The organism is Arthrobacter sp. NyZ413 (genome assembly GCF_049390645.1).
Taxonomy (GTDB): Bacteria; Actinomycetota; Actinomycetes; order Actinomycetales; family Micrococcaceae; genus Arthrobacter.
The window spans coordinates 4,253,679-4,276,355 of record NZ_CP155434.1; the positions used below are offsets into that span (position 1 = coordinate 4,253,679).

Sequence of the window (22,677 nt, forward strand, 5' to 3'; positions counted from 1 at the left end):
CCCATCAACCAAAGGACTGGGGTTCCCGAAAAGTTCGATTCCTTCATGGCTTTGCCCAACGCCGCCAGACCGCCGGAGCCACCACGACGGCGACACCCACAGCCGCGCCGATCACCGTTTCCACAATGCGGTCCCGAAGCAACAAGCCCGGATCCACCCGCGCCACAAGCAAGGTGGAAATCAAGGCAAGCGGCGTCACGAAGACCTGCGCCAGGAGGTATTGGCGGGCAATGAACAGCTCGGCGCCAAACTGGCACAACGCGATGACCAACACCATTTCCCACGGAACAGGGTTCAACCAGAGAATTCCAGCGAGCAGTAGCAAGCCCAGCACCGCGCCGGCGATCCTCTGGATGCCGCGGCGGATGCGGTGCCGCGTGGAATGGCCAACCAGCGGGACCACCGCCGCCACCATCGCCCAATAGGTGTGACCGAAGCCGAGCCGTTCGCCAACAAGGGTAGCCAAGGTGCCGGCTAGCCCCGCGGCCACAAGGTAACCACCGCCTTCCAGCCACGCCGCCCGCCGCTCAGGCCCGGTGTGCCGGATCCGCGGGGGCCGTTTCCATGGAGTCCTGTGGCTCTTGACCACCCGCGCGGACATGCCAATCAACAGGCACAGCACAGTGGTCAACACGGCCACCAACATGGCCTCCGCCAAGGGAGGCTGCGCCGGAATCGAGGCTATTGCCGCGAAAGCGAAGATATGGAAGAGGGATCCGGCCGGACGGAGCCGCCACCACGCGGCGATCAGCGAACAAGCACCGGCAACCGCCGTCGTCGACGCCGTCAGGAACCACGAATAAGCGACGGCGCCGATCCCCCATTGCTGCGCCACGCGAGCGGTCAAAGTCGCCAACAGGATGACCGCCAGCATGAGGCCGCCAGCCCGCAATTGGCTCCGGAAGCGCAGGCTATGTGGTTCGTTCCTGCCGTAAATCCCGGTGAAGGCGCCGAAGGAAGCGAACACTGCGAGGTCGAGGCGCCCGATCAGCGTCAACGCGATCAGCGGAACGAACACCCCCACGGCACAGCGAAGCGCCGGGTGATGGTCATTATTGCCCGGACCGATCCGGAACATCTCTGCCAGGACGCCCAATGGATCGCCTGCCTCCCTCTGCGGTTCGCGCAGCGCGCTTTCTGCGGATAATACTGCCCGACGGCGGCACTGGCATCCGCTTCGAGCTTACGTTGGGCGGTCCAACGAGTTTGTACGGACTTCCGTTCAATGGAATGTGGTGGGAGCGGCGGAGAGGCGCCGGGGACACTCCGATTGGTAGGCTCGTTCCAGTCAACCCTGCCGGGCCGAGCACCATTCCGGCCATATCCCATTTCCGATAGAGCGGCACAGACACGCCAGCACCGATACCCCGGAGGTCACCCATGCTCAAAGGATTCAAGGACTTCGTCCTTCGCGGCAACATCATCGAACTGTCCATCGCCGTGGTCATCGGCACCGCGTTCACCGCGTTGGTGACGGCGTTCACCACCAACATCGTGAACCCGGTTGTCGCGGCCGCCGGCGGTGTAAACGCCGAAGGCCTTGGCTTCGCGATCTGGCCCGACAACCCCAAGACATTCGTGAACTTCGGCGCAGTAATCACGGCTTTGGTGACCTTCATCATCACGGCAGCCGTGGTGTACTTCATCTTCGTCGCGCCGATGAACAAGATCAACGAGCTGACCAAGCGCCGCGCCGCCATCGCAGAGCCCGAGGAAGAGCCGATTCCCGCCGACACCGCGCTGCTCGTGGAAATCCGCGACCTCCTGACCGAACTCGCAGCGGCTAACAAGCAAAGCGACAACATCCGCTAAGCTCCGGCCCACGGCCACGTTCGCGACGCCCTCATCGCCAGGCGACGCCGAGAATCCCTGACGCCACCAATATTCCAGTGTCGCCAGGGATTCTCTGCGTCGGGTATCGGGATCAGCATCGCCGGGCAAAACCCGCGTCGCGCAGCATTGTCCGCCATCGCAACCCACGTCGACTGGCAAAACCCGCGTCGCGCAGCATTACCTCGGTCGCGCAGCACAACACTCGAGGCGAGTACCGCCGTCGGGCCTTCCACGACACCCTCATCGCCACGCGACGCCGAAAATCCCTGACGCCAGCAATATTCCAGTGTCGCCACCCCTTCTCCGCGTCACACGGCCGACTAAGCGTCGACTGGCAAAACCCGCGTCGCGCAGCCTTACCCCGCGTCGCGCAGGACAATACCCAAGGCGAGTACCGCCGTCGGGCCTTCCACGACACCCTAATCGCCTGACGACGCCGAGAATCCCTGACGCCACCAATATTCCAGTGTCGCCAGGGATTCTCTGCGTCGGGTATCGGGATAAGCATCGCCGGGCAAAACCGGCGTCGCACAGCAAGATCCGCGTCGCGCAGCATTGTCCGCCATCGCAACCCCACGTCGACTGGCAAAACCCGCGTCGCGCAGCATTACCCCGGTCGCGCAGCACAACACTCGAGGCGAGTACCGCCGTCGGGCCTTCCACGACACCCTCACTGCCAAGCGACGCCGAAAATCCCTGACGCCACCAATATTCCGGCGTCGCCAGGGATTCTCCGCGTCGCGCAGCCGGCTAAGCGTCGGCTGGCAAAACCCGCGTCGCACGGTATCAGCCCGAAGCTCCCCCCATCCCACGGAACCACGGAACCACGGAACCCCGGAACCGTGGTTCCAGCTTTGGTATCCCACAATGGGGCCGTGCGGGATCCAAACGCCCGCCGCCGCAAACGAGCGAGGCCATCGGTCACATTCTGTTTCTTCGATTTGTATACCAAATTCCTTGACAGTGCTTCGGGTCACATCTACCTTTGTTTTTGGGATCCCAAACCGGGATCCCAAAAACGGACCCAATGAACCGGCAGCGTCCTTCCTCCCAGAAACGAGGACCGGGCCGCTGTGGCTGCCGCCGGCGAGGGTCCCATCGCGGCGGCAACCCGCCCGGCCCCTACCTCCACGACGCTCCCCCGCACCTCACTCCCACGAAGGAGAAGCTGTGTCGCTCCAAAACACCGAAACAGCAAACGAAACCGCCAGCGAAGCAACAAAAACAATAGGAAAAACCGGCAAGGACGGCGTGCAGCGACGCACGAACGTCCGCTGGAAACTCTTCATCCTGTTGCTGATCCTGGTATCCGTCAACTACATCGACCGCGGTTCGATTTCCGTGGCACTGCCCATCATCCAGAAGGAATTCAACCTCGCGCCCGAGCTCGTTGGGCTTATGCTCTCTGCTTTCTTCTGGACCTATGCCCTGATGCAAATCCCCGTCGGCTGGCTCATCGACCGCTTCGGTCCCCGCAAGGTGATCACGGCCTCGTGCATCGGCTGGGGCGCGGCGACGGCGGCATCGGGCCTGGCCGGCGGCTTCCTGACCATGTTCATCGCCCGCTTGGGCATCGGCGTCACGGAGGCAGGCGTCATGCCGGCCGGGGGCAAGCTCAACGCCATCTGGATGCACCGCAAGGAACGCGGCCGCGGCGCAACTATCCTCGACGCAGGAGCCCCGCTGGGCGCAGGCCTCGGCGGCATCCTCATCACCTGGCTCATCGCCTCCACCGGAAGCTGGCGCTCTTCGTTCATCATTGCCGGTTTCGCCACGGTCCTCATGGGCGTGGCCGTATGGTGGTACGTCCGGGACAACCCGCGCAACCACAAGGCAGTCAACGACGCCGAAGCCGACTACATCGAGGCATCCCACGCCGAAGAAGACGCGGAAGCACAAAAGGAAGGCGCCAAAGGAAAGCGTGCGCTCCTCCCCTACCTGAAGTTCCGTTCGTTCTGGGCCATGTGCTTCGGCTGGCTTGGTTTCAACGGGGTGTTCTACGGCCTGCTGACCTGGGGTCCGCTCTTCCTGGCGCAGGCCAAGGGCTTCAACTTGAACACCATCGGTTGGTCCACGTTCGTGATCTTCGGTGCAGGGTTCGTCGGTGAAATCCTCGGCGGAACCATCGCTGACAAATGGCGCGCGTCCGGCGCTTCGGCCAACCTTGTCATGCGGACCCTGCTCGGTTTCTCCAGCGTCGTCGTGGTGGGCGGCCTCGTCGGGGTGACGGTCGTCTCCGACCCGATCACCGCCGTCGTACTCCTCTCCGTGGTGCTGTTCTTCCTTCGCTGGGTTGGCCTCTTCTGGTCCATTCCGGCACTCCTCGGCGGCCGCACGAACGCCGGCGTCCTGGGCGGCGCCATGAACTTCAGCGGGAACATCGCCGGGTTTGTCACCCCGATTGTGGTAGGCCTGATTGTCGGAGCCACGGGCTCCTACACCTGGGCACTCCTGCTGTTTGTTGGGTCCGCGGCCATCATGGCCGTCTCCGTCCTGGCCTTGGACTACAACAAGCGACTCCCGGTCTAACTCGCCTGACCGGTCCGGCCCGCGGTCCTGAACCGCCGCGGGCCGGACACCACCGGGAACGCCGGACGCGCGGCCCCAAAAAAAGGGGGCACAACAAACCGCGCGGCCTCATAAACCACGAATGGAGCTAGAAATGCTTACCGCAGAAGACACGAACAACGCGGATCGCCCTCTCCGGGAATCCGTGCGTGACACCCTCCGTTCGAGGATTTTCGAGGGCCACTATGCGCCCGGCACCCGGCTGGTGGAACGTGACCTCGCCGCCGAATTCAATGTTTCGCGACTCCCCATCCGCGAGGCCCTGCGCATGCTGCGCCAGGAGGGACTCATCCAGGACCGTGCGTCCCGCGGTTCCGAAGTGGCGGGGCTCAGCGCCAAGGACGTCGAGGACCTCTTCGATGTCCGCCAATCCCTCGAAGTCCTCGCTTGCCGGCTCGCTGCCACCCGCGCTACGGACAAGGACCTCAACCACCTGGCCGGGCTCCTCGAGGAAGCTGAACGCTGCCTCGCCAAGGGTTCGATCCTCGAGGCACACCGCGCCAACAGCGAATTCCACGACGCCATCACGGCCATCGCCAACAACGATTTCCTTCGCTCCGCCCTCGAACCCCTCCAAGGCCGCATGCACTGGCTCTTCCGTCACGTGAGCGATCTCCCCGAACTCATCCAGGAGCACCGCGAGCTCTACACGGCCATTGCAAGCGGCGACCCCGAGCGCGCCGCGACCCAATCGGCGTCGCACATTGGAAAGTACCGCGAGCAGTTCCCGGAGAACCCGCCCGCCGCCCAGCCCAAGCCACAAACCCGACCCAAGCTTCACGACCGACTCAAGCTGCAAGGCAAATGAACATGAAACTGCTAGTCATCAACCCCAACATCAGCGAGGAAGTCACTGCGCTGATCGACGCCGAAGCCAAGCGTTCAGCGGGACCGGACACAGAGCTGGTCGTCCGGACCGCAGGCCACGGCGTCGAGTACATCGAAACCCGCTTCGAGTCCCTCATTGCCGCGGGAGCCGTCGCCGAAATCATCGCCGAACACAGCGGCGGGGATCCGGCCGCGGATCGGGTAGATGGCGTTGTGGTGGCCGCCTTCGGCGATCCAGGCATGCCTGCACTCAAGGAACTGTGCGACGTCCCCGTCATCGGCATCACGGAAGCGGCATTGTGTGCCGCAGCACTCCAGGGCCAGCGTTTCTCGATCATTGCCATCTCGGACCGGATCACTGCTTGGTACCGGGACTGCGTGGAGCATTTCGGGCTCGGCGGACGGCTCGCGTCCATCCGCTCCATCAACCAAAGCCTCAACGGAATCGGCAGCGTGCAGCGCGACTTCAAGGAAACCCTCCTGGCGCTCAGCCGGCAGGCCGTCGCAGAGGACGGCGCCGACGTCGTGATCCTCGCAGGTGCCCCGCTCGCCGGACTCGCCCGCGAACTCGAAGGACAAATCCCGGTGCCGGTGGTGGACGGGATTTCCGCCGGGATCCGCATGACTGAAGCCGTCGTGGCCCTCCAGTCCGGCTTCCACCGCCAAGGCGCGTTCGCTCCGCCGCCCATCAAGCGGCGCCAGGGGCTGTCCGAAAAACTCGACGCTGCCCTGACCGCCATCCAGGCCGCCACCGCTTCCGCGACCGGCGCCCCAAACGCCGTTCCGGCCGGAAAGTAGGAACACCGTGACAATCCACGATCTCGTCATCGCCCACGGCACCGTGGTCAACAGCTTCGGCCGGCAGGCCGCCCATGTAGTGGTCGACGGCGGCCGCGTCACCCAGCTCGTCGACGCCGCCGAGCCGGTTCCGGCAGCCACGCGCACCATCGATGCGTCCGGCCAGTTGGTGATTCCCGGCGGCGTTGACGGACATTGCCACGTAGCCCAAGTGACCGGCCGCTACCGCACCCTGGACGACTACCGCACCACCTCCACCGCGGCGCTGTGGGGTGGCACCACCACCATCATCGACTTCGGCATTCCCCGTGACGCCCAGGAATCCCCGCTGGACGCGGTCCTCAACAAGAAGCGGCTTGCGGAAGAGTCCCGCTGCGACGTCGCGCTGCACGGTTCCGTGGTTACCTGGGACGAGACAGTGCCCTGGCAGCTGGAGCAGCTCGCTGCCGAGGGCGTCCGTTCCGTCAAGATGTACACCACCAACCGAGGCTCAACCATGGCCGACGGCGACACCATCCTGAAAGTCATGCGCGAAATGGTGCGCCTGGACGGTCTCACGTACATCCACGCCGAGCACGATCCCATCATCGCCGACTGCACCGAACAGCACGCCGCGGACGGCCGGATCGGCATCGAGCACTTGCACTCAACCCGACCGGAACTCGCCGAGGAAATCTCCGTCAAGGAAACCCTCGCCATGGCCGCATACACGGGCGCGCCGGTCTACTTCGTGCACCAGTCAACCCCCGGCGCGGTGGATCTGGTCACCGAAGCACGGGTTCGCGGCCAGGAAGCCTACTCCGAAACGTGCCCTCATTACCTGACATTGGACGACACCGTCTACGGTTCCGCCTTCCCCGAGTGGTACGCGTGCTGCCCGCCCATGCGCAGCCCCGAAACCGTCGCGGCCCTCAAGGAGCGCCTCGCGGCAGGTGCCATCCACACGGTCTCCTCGGACCATTCCTGCTACGACCTTTCCCAGAAGCGCGAGCGCACTGACGACATCCGCTCCATGCCGCACGGACTCCCCGGCGTAGAAACCCGGATGCCCGTCACGTTCACCGCGATGGCAGCCGGCAGCACCGTGGAGGACTTCGTCGAGGTCTTCTCGGCCGGCCCCGCGCGCATCAACGCCGTGCCCGGCAAAGGCACCATCGCGCCAGGGTTCGACGCCGACCTGGTCGTCTTCGATCCCGCCGAAAAACGCGAGGTCGACGGCGGTGCCCTCCACATGGGAACCGACTTCTCGCCTTTCGAGGGGAAGACGCTGAGCGGCTGGCCCGCCGTCGTCGTCTCCGCTGGGCGCGTGGTGGTCGACGACGGCGGTTTCCACGATCCCGGCCCCGTGGGCCGTTTCGTCCGCCGCAACGGGTTCACCGCACACCGCGATGCGCTGTCCTCCGTCCAAGACGGCGTAGCCGCCATTTCCCTCTAGGAGCCACCATGCCTTCAAACAACCGCCCCGTACGAATCGGCATGATTGTGCCGTCCTCCAACACGTGCCTTGAGCCGCAGAGCTACCGGATCCTGGGTGAGCGGAAGGACGTGACGATCCATTTCACGCGGATTCCGGTCACCCGGATCGCGCTGGACGATTCCTCGGACAAGCAATTCGATTCGGCCGTCATGCGGGAAGCCGCCGGTTTGCTGGCGACGGCGGACGTGGACGTGATCGCGTGGAACGGCACCTCGGGTTCCTGGCTTGGCGCCGCCCATGACGAAGAGTTGGTCCGCGAAATCACCGAGGCCACGGGCATCCCTGCCACGACGTCCACGCTGGCGTACATGGACGCCTTCAGGACATTCGGCACGGAGCGGATCGGCCTGTTCACGCCCTATACCGAGGACGTCAACAACGCGGTCATCGAGGCTTATGGCCGCGAGGGAATCAAGACCGTAGACCACCGCCACCTGGACCTGAGCGACAACGAATCGTTCGGCCGGGTCACGGACGCGGAAATGCTGCCCGGGTCCTTGGAACTTGCGGCCTCGAACCCGGACGCACTGATTTACCTGTGCACGAACCTCTATGGGGCCAACATTGCCGCGGAGGTGGAGGAAACCACCGGCGTGCCTGTACTGGATTCCGTGGCCGTGACGTTGTGGCACTGCCTCAAGCTTGCCGGCGCCCCTTTGCTTTCGCCGAAGTGGGGCCGGCTCCTGGCAGAAATCCCCTAGGACTAAAGGGGCTTGATGTTCTCCGCCTGGGGGCCTTTCGGGCCCTGGACGACGTCGAACTGGACCCGCTGGTTCTCATCCAACGACCGGTATCCGCTCGTGGCGATTGCCGAGTAGTGGGCAAAGACGTCGGCCGAACCGTCGTCGGGGGCAATGAAGCCGAAACCCTTTTCGGCGTTGAACCATTTGACAATACCTGTTGCCACGGCGCGTGTTCCTTCTCTAAAACTGACTGACCATCGGTTTCACGTCCGATGCCCCCCCGGACACATCCGTCCGATGCCTCAAAGCTACGGCCCGGGGTGCGGCGGCGCAAGGATATTTGGAGCCTGCCGCACGGATTGCTTGGACTTCACGCACGTCAAGGCCGTCAGCGACCGGGTCAGTCTGCGGCTTTGATGGCGGACCGCAATCCGGCCGCGAGCACGTCGGCCAGGAAGCTGAAGCGGTCCACGGGTTGCTCCGCCACGGCGGTCCGTGCCGCGTAGAGGTGCGGGTAGTCACTTTGTTCTTCGTCGCTGATGCTCCATGCGGATTCCATGGTCATGGCGTCGAGGCTCGCGCCGATCGCGGCACTGTCCAGCGTTTCCAAGGTGGGAATGACGAGGTTCCGCGGCGTCCCCGCCCGCTCAAACGCCTCGGCAAAGCGGTCATAGAGTGCCAGGGCGGCAGGGTGCGAAACCGGCTGCGCCAGCAGGAGCGGGAGGAGGGCCGGCACCAGGCTGTACGCCCTGAGCAGGGAGTCGAATATCTGGCGGATGACCTGGTCGAGGTTGCCCTGGGCCATTTCCGGCAGGGTGGCCTTTTCCACCAGCGCGCCACGGGCCAGCTCGATGATTTCCTGCCGACCCGTGACGTGCTTGTAGAAAGACGATTGCCTGACCCCGAGCCGTTCCGCGAGTCGCGGGATGGAGAGGCCCTCTTCCTCCTGGAACATCTCAAGCGCCGCCCTGCCGATTGCCTTCCGGGAGAGCCTGGGCGTCTTCGGCCGGCCTAGCTGGCTGGTTTTGCTGGGAGTCTGCATCCCTCAAGCCTAGGCTCGGATGTTACTCCACGTGGCCGATCCGCCCGTAGGCGGCACGGTTCACCCTGCGCAGTACGAGGGCCAGGACGGTTCCGGCAATGAACAGGATCGGCGCAATGACCAAAAGCGTGGTGTTGACGGGATCGCCGGCGGGCAGGCCCGTGATGAGCTGGGCATTGTTGACCATCAAGCAACCCACGATGCACATGATGATGGTGGCCGCGATGGCGGACGGAATAACGTACCAAGGCAAGGTGCGGTCCTTGCGGCGCAGGAAGAAGGCAACGACGCCGACTCCCGCCAGCGCCTGCAGGAGCAGGACGCCGAGCACGCCCGGAGTATTGGTCCAGATGACGAATTGGGTGAAGGGATCCAACTTGAGCAGCGCTGCCGCGATGACGAGGACAAGCGCGAGTATCGTCTGATCGACGCCGGCGACCGAAGGCGTGCTGTACCGCGGACTGATCCGGCCGGAGCGTTTGGGGAAGATGCCCTCGCGGCTCAGGGACAGGGTGTAGCGGTTGATGGTGTTGTGGAAGGACAATTGGGCGGCAAAGATGCTGGTGACGATCAGCACGCTCATGAGGTTCACGCACCATTCGCCCGCGAAGTTGCCGGCCGCGATGTAGGCGGTGTCGCCTGCGTCGAGGTGTCCCGCAGCGAACTCCTGCACGGCATTGGGGCCGAAGGCCTGGACGATGATCCACACCGCGAAGGCGTAGAAAGCACCAATGAACGCGATGGAAATGTAGGTGGCCCGCGGGACGCTCCTGTCCGGGTCACGGGCTTCTTCGCGGTACAGGGCTCCCGATTCGAATCCCATGAAGGCCGAGAAACCCAGCCCCAGGATCGCCGCGAACTTCGGGGAGAAAATCGCGTCCGAGCTGAAGGATTCAAAGCCGATGCCGTGCGCGCCGCCACGAGCCAGGACAAACACGGCGACGATCGCGACGATCGCCGTCTCCAAGGTGAGCAGGACAGCGAGAACCCTGGCGCCGACGTCGATACCCCGCCAGCCCAAGTACCACACGGCAGCGATCGAGACGATTGCGTAGAGCCACCACGGAAGTTCGAGGCCGGTAAAGGACTTCACGGCGAGGTTCGCCTGGATGCCGAGCAGGCCGTAGAGCCCGATTTGCAGGCCGTTGTAGCTCATCCACGCGGTGAGCCCGGAGCCAAGTCCAACTACGCGGCCGAGGGTCTTGGCGATGTAACCGTAGAAGCCGCTGTAGGACTGGACGTGGCGCGTCAACGCCATGAAGCCGATGGCGAAGAGGCCCAGGCCCAGTGCCGCGGCGATGTAGATGGAGGGGGCGCCGACGCCGCCGACCGCCAAGGCGAGCGGGGCGATTCCGACGACGATGGTCAGCGGTGCCGCTGCCGAGACGAGCATGAACACGATGTCGCGCGTACCGATCGCGTTCTTTTTGAGCCGCGCTTCGGGGAGCGGGGTGACAGGCGGCGCCGTTGCCGTTTTTTCATTAGTGAAAGCCATTCACTTATTGTTGGCGTAGATCACATTCCACGTCAAGAGGAGCGTGCGGTTTGGACGCCGAAGGCCGGCCCGCACCGAGTGCAGGCCGGCCTTCCTGGCGCCAAGAAACGGGCAGGACTTAGAGCAGCCCCGCCTGGGTCATCAGCTCGGTCACCTTGTCGCTGTTGAGCTTGGCGGGGTCGATCGACGGCGCCTGGAGATCCTTCAGCGGAACGAGCTTCGGGTTGGCGGGTACGTCCGAGCCGACGGTGTATTCGAAGGAGTCGCCGGTCTGCAGGACCTGCTGGCCCTCCTTGCCCGTGATGAACTTCAGGAATTCCTGCGCTTCGGCCTGCTTCTTGCTGGAGGCAAGGACTGCACCACCCGAGACGCTGACAAATGCGCCCGGATCCTGGTTCTTGAAGTAGTAGAGGGAGACGTTCTTGCTGTTCTCGCCGGTTTGGGCCTGGTCTACGAAGGAGTAGTAGTGGTACAGCACTCCAGCGTCGACTTCACCGGCGTTGACTCCAGCAAGGACCGGTGTGTCGTCCTTGTAGGACTTGAAGTTGGTCTTCGCGGCTTCCAGCCACTTCTCGGTAGCGTCCTGGCCCTTGAGTTCGAGCATCGCGCTGACGATCGCCTGGAAATCGGCGCCTCCCGTTGACGCGCCGATGCGGCCCTTCCAAGCCGGGTCGGCGAGGTCCATGAGGGACTTGGGGAGCTGATCCGCGCTCAATTTGTTCTTGTTGTACGCGAGCACGGTTGAACGTGCGGCGATGCCCGTCCAGTTGCCCGTGGAGGGCCGGTACTGCGAAGGAACCTGGTCCAGGGTGGCCTTGTCTACAGGCGCGAGCAGGCCGGCATTCGCAATCCGCACCATAGCCGGGGAGTTTTCGGTCAGGAAGACGTCCGCGGGGGAATTCTTTCCCTCTTCGCTCAGCTGGTTGCTCATCTCAAGGTCGTCCCCGTTGCGGAGTGTCACTTTGATGCCCGTCGCCTTGGTGAAGGCCGCCACCCAGGCGCCGGTGAGGTTTTCATGCTGGGCGTTATAGACCACGATGCTGTCGCCACCGGCAGCCGTAGCGCCGGAAGCGGAGCCCGACGTCGAAGCGGACCCGCCGCTGCACGCCGAAAGGGCCAGGAGCGAAGCCGAGGCGACGGCGATGGTCGTGGCAGTTTTGAAGCCGAATTTCATGGGGGCCTTTCGGGTTCCGACGGGGACCGGAACAGTTGGGGTTGCCTCGGAGGCGGGGCGCGGCACAGCTGACTGCAAATAAGAGCATATCTTTGTTGCGTAATTCGAGTCACGCCGGAACAGACTGTTACGGGTCGCGTTAAGAGGTCGCAAAATCTCGGCCTCCAGCCGTATGGAAACCATCAAGACCGGCAGCGGCATCCACGCCGGGTGCTCTCATGAAGGGAGGCACCAATGCACGTTCCGCCTTTCCCAGGAAGCTGATCCATCATGACCGGTAACGCGTTTACAAACACTGCAAAGCACGACGACGGCCTGCCGGGTTCGCGGTCACGCTACGGTGACTTTGTGGCGGTGGATGACAACGGCGATTTCACCTACTACCCATCCGAAGCCGCGGTGCTCGACGACTTCGAGTACGTTGCCGAAGCGGCGAGCATTTTCGACCGGGCAGGCAACGACTACCGCTTGACGTTGGAAGACGGCAGGACGCTACGAATCGGCGCGCCCCTTGGCCGGGTGGAGTTCACCTGGCTGCGCGAAGCGTGGATGAACGACCGGCACAGGGAGACCCGGCACCATCGTTTGCTCCGCTTCTACCCGAAAGTGCTGGAACCCCTCGTGGCGGGAATTTTCGAAACGCTCTGCCTCGAACTCGCCGGCGAAGACACCCAAGCCATCCAGCAGACCCAAGTCCCATGGACCGTCGAGACCAACGGGCATGTGTCCCACCTCAAAACGTTGACTGACGTGGACGGCCTCGTGGGAAGCCTTGGCGAACCCCGGAAAGCAACGGTGCGCGACCCTTTCGGACACCTCTACCGGCCCGCACCCCGCCCGCGGCGTCTCCTCCGCCGGCACGGCGGACGGGCGATCTACTACGTCGAGATCGAACAACAACCTCAAGGACCGGCGGCTACAAAGCCTTGACCGCGCTGAGCACCTTGGTCAGGGAATCCTTGGCATCGCCGAACAAAAGGGTGGTTTGCGGCTCGTACATGAGGTCGTTCTCGATCCCGGCGAACCCCGGGCGCATCGATCGTTTGAGGAAGACGACTTGCCGTGCATCGGCAACTTCCAAGATGGGCATGCCGTAGATCGGCGAGCCGGCCGTGGTCTTCGCGGCGGGATTGACGACGTCGTTCGCCCCCACCACCAAGGCGACGTCCGCGGTTCGGAACTCGGAATTGATCTCGGCCATTTCCTTGAGCGACTCGTAGGGCACGTTCGCTTCGGCGAGGAGGACGTTCATGTGCCCCGGCATGCGCCCGGCCACGGGGTGGATCGCGAAATCGACGTCGATACCCCGCTCCTCAAGCGCCAGCGCCAGTTCCGCTGCCGTGTGCTGGCCTTGGGCAACCGCGAGCCCGTAGCCCGGGACGATGATGACCCGTTGCGCGTAGCCCAGGAGCACCGCGACGTCCTCCGCGCTGGATGACCGCACCGGACGGTCGCTCACCGCCGTCGAACCCGCCGTCGAGCCTCCCCTGAACGCACCAAAGAGGATTCCCGCGACGCTGCGGCCCATGGCCGCCGCCATGGCCCGGGTCAGGATAGTGCCGGACGCACCCACCAAGGTGCCCGCCACCACCAACAACACGTTGCCGAGCACCAACCCGGAGGCGGCCACGGCCAACCCGGTGAACGCGTTCAGCAGGGAGATGACAATCGGCACGTCCGCGCCGCCCACCGGCAGCACGAGCAAAACACCGGCTGCGAGGCCCAGCAGCAGGAGCACCAAGGCGAGCGGCAGCGAACCGCTGAAAACAACCCCGACGGCGGCAGCCACCGCGGCGAGCAGCACGGCTGACATGAGGGCCGGGAGGCCGGGGAACACCACGGGGCGGGTGGTCATGAGCTCCTGCAGCTTGGAGAACGTGATGCCCGACCCCGCGAAGGACACGGCCCCCACCAGCAGGGTGAACACAATGGCCACCCGCACCGCGGCGTCCTCGGCGTGACCGAGTTCAAGGAGCGCCACCAGCGCGGCGGCGCCACCGCCAACTCCGTTGAACAAGGCCACAAGCTGCGGCATCTGGGTCATTTTCACCTGGCGGGCAACCGGCGCGGCCACCCCGGAGCCAACCACCATCGCGCCCAGGATCCAGGGAACGTTGTCCATCTTGACCGAGAAAAAGACGGTGGCGACGGCGAGCGCCGCACCAAATGCGCCCACGAGGTTGCCCCGCCGTGCGGTCCGCGGAGAGTTCAAGCCCTTGAGCGCGAGGATGAAGCACACGGCCGCGGCAAGGTAAAGAAGGGAGGTCCACACCGGATCGATGAGGGTCATCGCGTCCCTTCCTTGGCCTTGGTGTCCACGGCCGCGGACTTTTTGGCGGGAAGCTGCTTCGTGCGGCCGCGGAACATTTCGAGCATGCGGTCCGTCACCACGAATCCGCCCACCAGGTTGGCCGTCGCGAGCACGACGGCGAGCAGCGCCACGGCGAGCACCCACGGATCGGAGGCCTGCCCGGCCACGATGATGGCGCCCACCAGGATGATTCCGTGGATGGCGTTCGCTCCGGACATCAGGGGCGTATGCAGCGTGCTCGAAACCTTGGAAACCACTTCGAAACCCACGAAGACCGCCAGCACCGTGATGGTAAGCAGGGCGATGCCGTCCATTAGGAAACCCCCTCGTTCGCCGAATCCTTGGAGCCCATTGACTCGACAGCCCCCAGGGCCTCGGCGGTGGGGCCGTGCCGCACCACGCCGTCGTGCGTCAGGCAGGAACCCGCCACCACTTCGTCGTCGAAGTCGGGAACGAGGGCACCGTCGCGGACCATCAGTGCCAGCAAGTTGGCGACGTTCTTGGCGTACAGGCGCGAGGCATCCGCGGGCATGGACGATGCCGCGTCCTTCATGCCCACCAGGATGACCGCTCCCTGGCCGTCCGCGGTGGGCACCTCAAGGTCGAGGCCGGGCACCGAGCCCTCCACGTTTCCACCCGATTCGGCGGCGAGGTCGACGACGACCGATCCTGGGCGCATTTGCCGCACCATGTCGCGGCTCACCAGGAGCGGTGCCCGCCTTCCGGGGACGGCCGCCGTCGTGATCAGCACGTCAGCTTGGGCGACGTGCGGGGCGAGCAGTTGGCGTTGCAGGGCGCCGCGGTCCGCGCTGAGTTCGCGCGCGTAACCGCCCGAGGCCTCCGCAGTTTCGACGTCGAGCTTGATGAACGTGCCGCCCATGGAGGCGACCTCGTCGGCGGAGGCGGGCCGGATATCGTTCGCGGAGACACGCGCGCCGAGCCTTTTGGCGGTGCCGATGGCCTGTAGCCCGGCCACTCCGGCGCCAAGGACCAGCACCCGGGCGGGCGGGATGGTTCCGGCCGCGGTCATGTACAGGGGGAAGAAGCGGGGCAAGCGCATGGCCGCCTCGAGCACGCAACGGTAGCCCGTCACGAGCGCTTGGGATGTGAGCGCATCCATCGATTGCGCACGGGAGATGCGCGGCACGAGTTCGAGGGCGAAGGACGTGACTCCCGCTTCCGCGAGCGCCCGGACGGTGGCAAGTTCCGACGACGGCGAGGCGAGTCCCACGGTGACCGCGCCCCGGTGCAGGGCGGCCGCCGTCGTTGGCTCGAGGGGCCGGACGTGCGCGAACACGTCAAGGGTGCCCACCGCCAGGTCTGAAACGATGGCTGCGCCGGCTTCGCGGTATTCCTCGTCGTGATGTCCCGCGGCCGCTCCGGCACCGCTTTCGACGAGCACTTCGAGTCCCAGCGCGGCCAGTTGCTTGACCGTTTCCGGCGTCGCAGCCACACGCCGTTCGCCTTCCAGGCGTTCCCTCGCTATGCCGAGTTTCACCCGTGCTCCCTTCCCGAAACGTCCCCGGTCCGAGCCATCGTTGGCTTGAGTCTAAGGCTGGAAAGGCGTGGGCGGGAGGGGGCGTGCCTGCGGCTGTGGCCATTCACATCTGCCAGACGCTCCACTAAGCTCGCTGTGGCTGGGAGCCTCCAGTTACCGTACCGTCGATGAGCCGGTTCCGGCCGCGCCGTCGGGAAGGAACACAGCTATGGCAACGTACAAGATCGGATACTTCGTCGGCAGCCTTTCAAGCCGCTCCATCAACCGGGTCCTCGCCAAGGCGCTCATCAGCGTGGCACCGGAAGAGCTTGAATTCACGGAAATCCCCATCAAGGACCTTCCCCTCTACAGTCCGGACTACGACGCCGAGTACCCGCCGGCGGGCCGTGCGCTCAAGGACGCGATCGCGGCGTCGGACGGCATCCTGTTCGTCTCTCCCGAATACAACCGCTCCATCCCCGGTGCCCTGAAGAATGCAATCGACTGGGGTTCCCGTCCCTGGGGCACGAACTCGTTTGCGCGCAAGCCCACGGGCCTCATCGGCACCTCGCCAGGCAGCATCGGGACAGCCGTGATGCAGTCCAACATGCGCAGCGTCCTGAGCTTCCTCGACGCACCGCAACTGAACGCCCCGGAGGCCTACATCAAGTACGACGCCGCGGCCTATGCCGAGGACGGGTCCGTCGTGAATGAGGGCACGGCCGCGATGCTGCGCCACTTCATGGAAGAGTACAGCGCCTTCGTCCAGCGAGTCTTGGCAGCCAACGCCCCCGGGCACATCGGCGACCAGCATCCGGACAGTGCGAAGCTGACGCGCTAGCTGCCCAGCGAAGCGTTGGCCGGCCAGCGAAGCGTTGGCCGGCCGGCCGCCGTCGTGACCTCTTTTGCCCCGACTCCGACGGCGGCGCGCCGGTAAATCACGGCGTGCCGGACATCCACGGATTCAAAGAGGTCCAGGAACTGCGTCACAACGGATGTTGGCCGCTGCCGTGTGGTAATTTTCGCGAGGATCAATAGCGGCTCGTCCGTCATCGGGAGCCATGTCATTTCGGGGATTTCATGGTTTCTTTGCGTGCAAGGCTGCGCCGAAAGGCCGCGGGGTTCGCCGTTGCTTTGGGTGTCGTGCTGGCAGTTTCGGGTCTCGCCGCGCCGAGCGCAGTCGCTTCGGTCGAAGGTGGACCGGCAACCACGCCCGTCGCGGTCACGGGGACCTCGGGGAAGCCAAGCACCCCGGGCGCGTTCATTCCCATATCGCCGGCACGACTCCTCGACACCCGCAATTCCGCGCCGGCAGGCCCGGACGGAACCGTGTCCTTCCAAGTGGGCGGGGTCAACGGCATTCCGGCCAACGTCGCCGCCGTTGTCTTCAACCTCACCGTTACGGCCCCGCAGTCCTTCGGATTCATTACTGCGTACGCCTCGGGCGGCAACCGGCCGAACGCCTCCAACGTGAACTTCTCCAGCGGCCAAACGATCCCGAACTCGGTCACGGTTCCCGTGGGCGCAGACGGGAGGGTTGTCCTCTTCAACCGGTCCTCGGGCACCACCCAGCTCATTGCGGACGTTTCCGGCTACTACCTCCCAGGCACGCCCACGGCCGCGGGAGCGTTCGTACCCATCACCCCGGCCCGGCTCCTGGATACGCGCGGCTCGTCCCCTGCCGGCCCTGACGGAACGGTGTCCTTCCAAGTCGGCGGCGTCGCCGGCATTCCCGCGAACGTTTCCGCGGTGACGTTCAACCTCACGGTGGTGAGTCCGACGTCGTTCGGGTTCATTACCGCCTACGCTTCCGGAACGCCGCGGCCCAACTCGTCCAACATCAACTTCGCGACCGATCAAACCGTTCCGAATTCGGTGACAGTGCCAGTGGGCGCCGACGGCAAAGTGGTCCTCTTCAACCGCTCCTCCGGCGCCACCCAGCTGATCGCGGACGTCGCGGGCTACTACCTTGCCGGAACCCCGACGGCGCCCGGCGTCTTCGTTCCGATAACGCCGTCGCGGCTCCTTGATACGCGAAACAGCGCACCCGCCAGTCCTGACGGCACGGTGTCCTTCCGAGTGGGCGGCGTGAGCGGGATCCCCGCCAGCGCGGCAGCGGCTGTCTTCAACCTCACCGTGACAGCCCCGCAATCGTTCGGGTTCATCACCGCGTTCGCCTCCGGAACCCCTCGCCCCAACGCGTCCAACATCAATTTCTCGACCGGCCAGACCATTCCGGGCTCCGTCACCGTTCCCCTCGGTGGCGACGGACAGATCGCCTTGTTCAACCGCTCCGCGGGCGCCACCCAGTTGATCGCCGACGTCGCGGGCTACTTCCTCGCCGGATCGTCGAGCAGCTCTCCGAGCACATGGGGCGACAACCGTTCGAGCCAACTCGGCAACGGGACCGTGCCTTATGTTGCCGTCCCCGCGGCCATCTCCGGCTTGTCCGGTGTCACGGCAATCGCGGGCGACGGCGCCACGACTTTCGCGCTGTTGTCCGACGGGACGGTCCGGGCCTGGGGCTACAACGGGCAGGGCCAGCTCGGCAACGGCACCACAACCGATAGCGGCAGCCCTGTACAGGTCAGCGGGCTATCCGGCGTCACATCCATCGCGATCAACGGCCGCACGGCGTACGCCCTGCTGGCCGACGGGACCGTCCGTGTGTGGGGAGACAGCGCCGCCGGCCAGCTCGGCACCGGGGTCACCTCCAGCAGCACGCCGATCCAGGTTTCCGGGCTCTCCGGCGTCGCGTCGATTACGGCCACCTACAACGGAGCGTACGCCGTGCTGCGTGACGGAACCGTGCGGTCTTGGGGCTCCAACTTCGTTGGCCAACTTGGCAATGGCACTACCGGCACGGGCAGCAGCACCCCGGTCCAGGTCTCCGGGCTCTCTGGCGTCGCGTCGATTACGGCCAGCGATTTCACGGCGTACGCCCTCTTGTCCGACGGCACCATCCGCGCCTGGGGAGATAATTCGAGCGGCCAACTCGGCAGCGGAAGCTCCGCGAACAACAGCAACGTTCCCGTCCAGGTCTCCGGGCTTAGCGGGGTGGCGTCCATCGTGGCAAGCAACTCCAACGCGTATGCCCTCCTGTCCGATAAGACGGTGCGGTCGTGGGGCGTAAACGGATCGGGCGAGCTCGGCAACGGAACCACAAGCGACAACAACAACCCCGTCCGCGTCCAAGGCCTGAGCAACGTCGCCTCCATCACGGCGAGCAAAGGCACCGCGTACGCCGTCCTGGGTGACGGGACCGTCCGTGCATGGGGAGCCAACCAGGCCGGACAACTCGGCAACGGAACCACCACCAACAGCACCCTCCCCATCCAAATCCCAGGCATCACCGGAGCTGCCTTTGTCTCAGTGGACAAAGCGAACTCCACCACCATGGCCGCGTACGCCGTACTTCGCGACGGAACGGTCCGTGCATGGGGACTCAACCAGGCAGGGCAACTCGGCAACGGAACCACCGCCAACAGCACCGGCCCGGTGCAAGCCAGCGGTGTTAACGGAGCGGTCGCCATGGCTGTTGGGAGGGGAACGGCGTTCGCGTTGCTGGCCAACGGGACGGTCAGCGCGTGGGGTGACAACTACAGTCGCCAACTCGGCGCGTCCGGATCGACGTCCTACAGCAGCGTGCCGGTGGGCGTAACGGGACTCGATGGCATCTTCATGGCAGCCCAAGGCCAAACCACGAAGTATGCGGCGCTCACGAACGGGTCCGTTTGGGCGTGGGGTGGAAACGGATTCGGCCAGCTCGGGAACGGTACGACGACGGACAGCAGCGTCCCTGTCCGGGTCACCGGATTGTCCGGTGCCGTCTCCGTGGCCGCGAGCGGGAGCACGGCTTACGCGCTGCTGGGAGACGGCACAGTGTGGGCGTGGGGCGACAATTCATCAGGGCAGTTGGGCAACGGGACGAACACCAACAGCACCACTCCGGTACAAGTCACCGGGCTCAGCAAGGTAGCCGCCATCACCGTCAACGGCGGATCGGCCTACGCGCTGCTGAGCGACGGTACAGTCCGTGCGTGGGGATCCAACCAGTCCGGCCAACTGGGCAACGGAACCACCACCAACAGCGCCGTCCCTGTCCAGGTGCAAGGACTCGCTGGCGTTTCGACGGTCTCGGCCAGCTATGGCAGTGCATGGGCGGTACTGGCAGACGGGACCCTCCGGGCCTGGGGATTCAACGGCTACGGCCAACTCGGCAATGGGAATAAAGCCAACAGTAGTGTCCCGGTCCAGGTGAACGGGCTCGCCAGCGCAGCATCCTTCGCGGCGAACGGTGGAACGGCATACGCAGTCCTCCGGAATGGAACGGCCTGGGCGTGGGGCTTGGGAACTTACGGCGAGCTCGGGAACGGCAGCACCGCCAACAGCAGCGTTCCCGTCCAGGTCCAGGGCCTCACGGGGGTTGCCAGCATTGCCGCCAGTGAAGTCTCAGCCTTCGCGGTGCTCGCGGATGGAACAGTCCGGTCCTGGGGCGCCAACTGGTACGGCCAACTTGGAAACGGCACCATCACGAACAGTTCCGTTCCGGTCCAGGTGCAGGGCCTCGCAGGAGTGAAATCCCTCAGCGCCAGCATCTACGATGTCTTCACGCTGCTCAGTGACGGAACGGTCCGCGCCTGGGGCTACAACACCCAAGGCCAACTCGGAAACGGCAATACGACCGGGAGCACCGTACCCGTGCAAGTGCAGGGCGCGGGCGGCGTGACGAGCTTGTGGATGTAGGCGGACGCGTCCTAGTGCTTCGCCGCGATATCCGCCGAGATCAGGCCGGCGGTGCGCACGATTTCATCGCGGACCGAGTCGACATAGGCATTGGGGTCCGGCTGGGCTGCGACGTTCTGGGCCTGGAGCGAGACGTTGACGGCGGCCACCACCTTGCCGGCCGCATTGCGCACCGGCGCCGCGACGGACATGAGGCCCAACTCCAGTTCCTGGTCCAGGACGCACCAGCCCTGAGCGCGCACCCGGTCCAGCTCGGCCAGTAGCTCCGCTCGTGACGTCAGGGTTCGCGGAGTGAGGGCCTTGAACTCCAGCGAGGACACATACTCCTCGATTTTCGGTCCCGGGAGGTCCGCCAAGAGGACGCGCCCCATGGACGTGGCATACGCCGGGAAGCGGGTTCCCACAGTGATTCCCACTGTCATGATCCGGCGGGTGGCAACCCTCGCCACGTAGAAGATATCCGCGCCGTCCAGCACGGCGGCCGACGTCGACTCCCCCAGCTTCACTGACAGCTCCTCAAGGTGCGGCTGCGCGAGCTGGGGCAATGACAATGCGGACAGATACGAGTAACCAAGCTGCAGCACCATCGCCGTCAGCGCGAAGGTCTTGCCGTCCGTGCGGACATACCCCAGTTCCACCAAGGTGTGCAGGAAACGCCGGGCCGTGGCTCGGGTCAGGCTGGTCCGCGCCGCCACTTCGCTGAGGGTCATGACGGGGTTGGCGGCGTCGAAAGCGCGGATCACGGAGAGCCCGCGGGCCAGTGATTGAACGTACTGGTCGCTCGCCTGCGGGGAACCGGCCTGCGGCGCTCCGGATACTGCTGCGTCGGTCATGGTTACCAATCTTATGGGCGCGAGCTGGCAGCAGATGCCCTTGGGAATCCTTCCGAGGGGCATTTGCTGCCAACTCGCGTCACGTCAAACAGCCTTGAGCGGGACCGGCACCAAGGCTTGGAGTTCTTCGAGGGTGCAGCCGAAGGTTTCACGCACGCTGACGCCGTCGGGACCGGTGAGGAACACGGCCTTGTCCGTGTACACGCGGGTCACGCAGCCAACGCCGGTCAACGGGTAGCTGCACTGTTCCACGAGCTTGGAGGCGCCTTCGCGGGTCAGCAGGGTCATCATGACGAACACGTCCTTGGCGCCGGTGGCCAGGTCCATGGCTCCGCCGACAGCCGGGATCGCGTCCGGTGCCCCGGTGTGCCAGTTGGCGAGGTCACCCGTGGCCGAGACCTGGAAGGCGCCGAGCACGCAAATGTCCAGGTGCCCGCCACGCATGATCGCGAAGGAATCGGCGTGGTGGAAGTACGAGGCGCCGGGGAGCTCGGTGACGGGGATCTTGCCCGCGTTGATGAGGTCGCCGTCGATCTCGTCCCCGTGGGCTTCAGGGCCCATGCCGAGCATGCCGTTCTCCGTGTGGAGGGTGATGTTCTGCTCGTCGCTGAGATAGTTGGAGACCAGGGTCGGCTGCCCGATGCCGAGGTTCACGAACGAGCCGGGCGCGATGTCCCGGGCCACGAGGGCGGCCAGCTCGTCGCGGCCCAGCGGTGTTGCCGAGGTCTGCACATTGGTCTGGATGCTCATATCAGGCCACCTTCACGATGCTGTTGACGTAGATTCCCGGGGTCACCACGTTCTCGGGGTCCAAGGCTCCGATCGGTACGATCTCAGAGACCTGCACGATGGTGTGTTTCGCCGCGGCGGCCATGATCGGCCCGAAGTTCCGGGCGGTCTTGCGGTACACGAGGTTGCCTTTGCCGTCCGCCTTGAGTGCCTTGATGAGCGCGACGTCGGCGTGGATGGGTGTTTCGAAGACCTGCCACTTGCCGTCCAACAGGCGGGTTTCCTTGCCCTCGGCGAGCATGGTGCCGTACCCCGTGGGGGTGAAGAACCCGCCGATGCCGGCTCCCGCGGCGCGGATCCGCTCGGCCAGGTTGCCTTGGGGAACCAGTTCGAGTTCGATTTCCCCGGCCTTGAACTTCGCGTCGAAGTGCCAGGAATCGGACTGGCGGGGGAAGGAGCAGATCATCTTGCGCACCCGCCCTTCCTTGATGAGCAGCGCCAAGCCTTGGTCTCCCTGGCCGGCGTTGTTGTTCACCACAGTCAGATCGGTCGCCCCGGAATCCAGCAGCGCGTCGATGAGTTCGAACGGCTGCCCTGCGTTGCCGAAACCGCCGATCATGACGGTAGAACCGTCCTTGATGTCGGCAATAGCTTCGCCCACTGTGTCAATGAAATTCAGCATC

Annotated in this window: 21 protein-coding genes; 9 read left to right on the forward strand and 12 right to left on the reverse strand. The window is 65.0% G+C overall.

The window, feature by feature from the left end:
• Positions 1-43 precede the first annotated feature (43 nt).
• Entirely contained in the window at positions 44-1,096 is a 1,053-nt protein-coding gene (locus ABCW42_RS19840) for an FUSC family protein (protein WP_423182795.1), read from the reverse strand.
• A 284-nt stretch (positions 1,097-1,380) separates the two neighbouring features.
• Between ABCW42_RS19840 and mscL the strand changes: the two genes are divergently transcribed.
• The 6 genes from mscL (at position 1,381) to ABCW42_RS19870 (ending at position 8,205) form a co-directional block, all read left to right on the forward strand.
• Positions 1,381-1,812 (forward strand): large conductance mechanosensitive channel protein MscL, encoded by a 432-nt coding sequence (mscL, locus tag ABCW42_RS19845; RefSeq protein WP_423182796.1) that lies wholly within the window; start codon positions 1,381-1,383, stop codon positions 1,810-1,812.
• 1,191 nt (positions 1,813-3,003) lie between these two features.
• Entirely contained in the window at positions 3,004-4,362 is a 1,359-nt protein-coding gene (locus ABCW42_RS19850; RefSeq protein WP_423182797.1) for an MFS transporter, read from the forward strand.
• A 133-nt stretch (positions 4,363-4,495) separates the two neighbouring features.
• The gene (locus tag ABCW42_RS19855; RefSeq protein ID WP_423182798.1) at positions 4,496-5,209 is read left to right on the forward strand and encodes a GntR family transcriptional regulator; all 714 of its coding nucleotides are present in this window, start codon (positions 4,496-4,498) and stop codon (positions 5,207-5,209) included.
• A 2-nt stretch (positions 5,210-5,211) separates the two neighbouring features.
• Positions 5,212-6,027: an aspartate/glutamate racemase family protein gene (locus ABCW42_RS19860; RefSeq protein ID WP_423182799.1), complete on the forward strand. Its 816-nt coding sequence runs from the start codon at positions 5,212-5,214 to the stop codon at positions 6,025-6,027.
• Positions 6,028-6,034: 7 nt separating this feature from the next.
• Positions 6,035-7,462, forward strand: coding sequence for an amidohydrolase family protein (locus tag ABCW42_RS19865; protein WP_423182800.1), 1,428 nt, complete (start codon positions 6,035-6,037; stop codon positions 7,460-7,462).
• An 8-nt stretch (positions 7,463-7,470) separates the two neighbouring features.
• On the forward strand, positions 7,471-8,205 hold the full coding sequence (locus ABCW42_RS19870) for a maleate cis-trans isomerase family protein (RefSeq protein ID WP_423182801.1): 735 nt from the start codon (positions 7,471-7,473) through the stop codon (positions 8,203-8,205).
• Positions 8,206-8,207: 2 nt separating this feature from the next.
• On the opposite strand, the gene ABCW42_RS19875 is transcribed toward ABCW42_RS19870, so the two are convergent.
• The 4 genes from ABCW42_RS19875 to ABCW42_RS19890 all read right to left on the reverse strand — a co-directional run bounded on the left by ABCW42_RS19875 (position 8,208) and on the right by ABCW42_RS19890 (position 11,898).
• The gene (locus ABCW42_RS19875) at positions 8,208-8,411 is read right to left on the reverse strand and encodes a cold-shock protein (RefSeq protein ID WP_133204904.1); all 204 of its coding nucleotides are present in this window, start codon (positions 8,409-8,411) and stop codon (positions 8,208-8,210) included.
• A 176-nt stretch (positions 8,412-8,587) separates the two neighbouring features.
• Positions 8,588-9,229 (reverse strand): TetR/AcrR family transcriptional regulator, encoded by a 642-nt coding sequence (locus ABCW42_RS19880; protein WP_423182802.1) that lies wholly within the window; start codon positions 9,227-9,229, stop codon positions 8,588-8,590.
• Positions 9,230-9,251: 22 nt separating this feature from the next.
• Positions 9,252-10,724 carry an APC family permease gene (locus ABCW42_RS19885; RefSeq protein ID WP_423182803.1) on the reverse strand — a complete coding sequence of 491 codons (1,473 nt, stop codon included), beginning with the start codon at positions 10,722-10,724 and terminating at the stop codon, positions 9,252-9,254.
• Between the two features lie 118 nt (positions 10,725-10,842).
• Positions 10,843-11,898: an iron ABC transporter substrate-binding protein gene (locus tag ABCW42_RS19890; protein ID WP_423182804.1), complete on the reverse strand. Its 1,056-nt coding sequence runs from the start codon at positions 11,896-11,898 to the stop codon at positions 10,843-10,845.
• Positions 11,899-12,168: 270 nt separating this feature from the next.
• On the opposite strand from ABCW42_RS19890, the gene ABCW42_RS19895 reads away from it, so the two are divergent.
• On the forward strand, positions 12,169-12,828 hold the full coding sequence (locus ABCW42_RS19895; protein ID WP_423182805.1) for a hypothetical protein: 660 nt from the start codon (positions 12,169-12,171) through the stop codon (positions 12,826-12,828).
• On the opposite strand, the gene ABCW42_RS19900 is transcribed toward ABCW42_RS19895, so the two are convergent.
• From ABCW42_RS19900 to ABCW42_RS19910, 3 genes are read right to left on the reverse strand one after another with little or no spacing between them, the layout of a single operon-like run.
• The gene (locus ABCW42_RS19900) at positions 12,815-14,188 is read right to left on the reverse strand and encodes an NAD(P)(+) transhydrogenase (Re/Si-specific) subunit beta (protein ID WP_423182806.1); all 1,374 of its coding nucleotides are present in this window, start codon (positions 14,186-14,188) and stop codon (positions 12,815-12,817) included. The two genes, ABCW42_RS19895 and ABCW42_RS19900, sit on opposite strands and share 14 nt — an antisense overlap.
• Positions 14,185-14,523 carry an NAD(P) transhydrogenase subunit alpha gene (locus tag ABCW42_RS19905; protein ID WP_423182807.1) on the reverse strand — a complete coding sequence of 113 codons (339 nt, stop codon included), beginning with the start codon at positions 14,521-14,523 and terminating at the stop codon, positions 14,185-14,187. The genes ABCW42_RS19900 and ABCW42_RS19905 overlap by 4 nt, the downstream gene beginning before the upstream one ends.
• On the reverse strand, positions 14,523-15,707 hold the full coding sequence (locus ABCW42_RS19910; RefSeq protein WP_423182808.1) for a Re/Si-specific NAD(P)(+) transhydrogenase subunit alpha: 1,185 nt from the start codon (positions 15,705-15,707) through the stop codon (positions 14,523-14,525). The genes ABCW42_RS19905 and ABCW42_RS19910 overlap by 1 nt, the downstream gene beginning before the upstream one ends.
• 208 nt (positions 15,708-15,915) lie before the next feature.
• Here ABCW42_RS19910 and ABCW42_RS19915 point away from each other — a divergent pair, with 208 nt between their 5' ends.
• Positions 15,916-16,527 carry an NADPH-dependent FMN reductase gene (locus ABCW42_RS19915; RefSeq protein ID WP_423182809.1) on the forward strand — a complete coding sequence of 204 codons (612 nt, stop codon included), beginning with the start codon at positions 15,916-15,918 and terminating at the stop codon, positions 16,525-16,527.
• Here ABCW42_RS19915 and ABCW42_RS19920 read toward each other — a convergent pair.
• Complete coding sequence (locus ABCW42_RS19920) at positions 16,524-16,754, reverse strand: hypothetical protein (RefSeq protein ID WP_423182810.1); 231 nt, start codon at positions 16,752-16,754, stop codon at positions 16,524-16,526. The genes ABCW42_RS19915 and ABCW42_RS19920 overlap by 4 nt on opposite strands.
• 12 nt (positions 16,755-16,766) lie before the next feature.
• Between ABCW42_RS19920 and ABCW42_RS19925 the strand changes: the two genes are divergently transcribed.
• Complete coding sequence (locus tag ABCW42_RS19925) at positions 16,767-20,432, forward strand: hypothetical protein (protein ID WP_423182811.1); 3,666 nt, start codon at positions 16,767-16,769, stop codon at positions 20,430-20,432.
• A gap of 11 nt (positions 20,433-20,443) precedes the next feature.
• On the opposite strand, the gene ABCW42_RS19930 is transcribed toward ABCW42_RS19925, so the two are convergent.
• From ABCW42_RS19930 to ABCW42_RS19940, 3 genes are all read right to left on the reverse strand, one after another.
• Positions 20,444-21,265 (reverse strand): IclR family transcriptional regulator domain-containing protein, encoded by an 822-nt coding sequence (locus tag ABCW42_RS19930; protein ID WP_423182812.1) that lies wholly within the window; start codon positions 21,263-21,265, stop codon positions 20,444-20,446.
• A gap of 84 nt (positions 21,266-21,349) precedes the next feature.
• The gene (locus tag ABCW42_RS19935) at positions 21,350-22,015 is read right to left on the reverse strand and encodes a 3-oxoacid CoA-transferase subunit B (protein ID WP_423182813.1); all 666 of its coding nucleotides are present in this window, start codon (positions 22,013-22,015) and stop codon (positions 21,350-21,352) included.
• Position 22,016: 1 nt separating this feature from the next.
• The gene (locus ABCW42_RS19940) at positions 22,017-22,676 is read right to left on the reverse strand and encodes a 3-oxoacid CoA-transferase subunit A (protein ID WP_423182814.1); all 660 of its coding nucleotides are present in this window, start codon (positions 22,674-22,676) and stop codon (positions 22,017-22,019) included.
• Position 22,677: the final 1 nt, after the last annotated feature.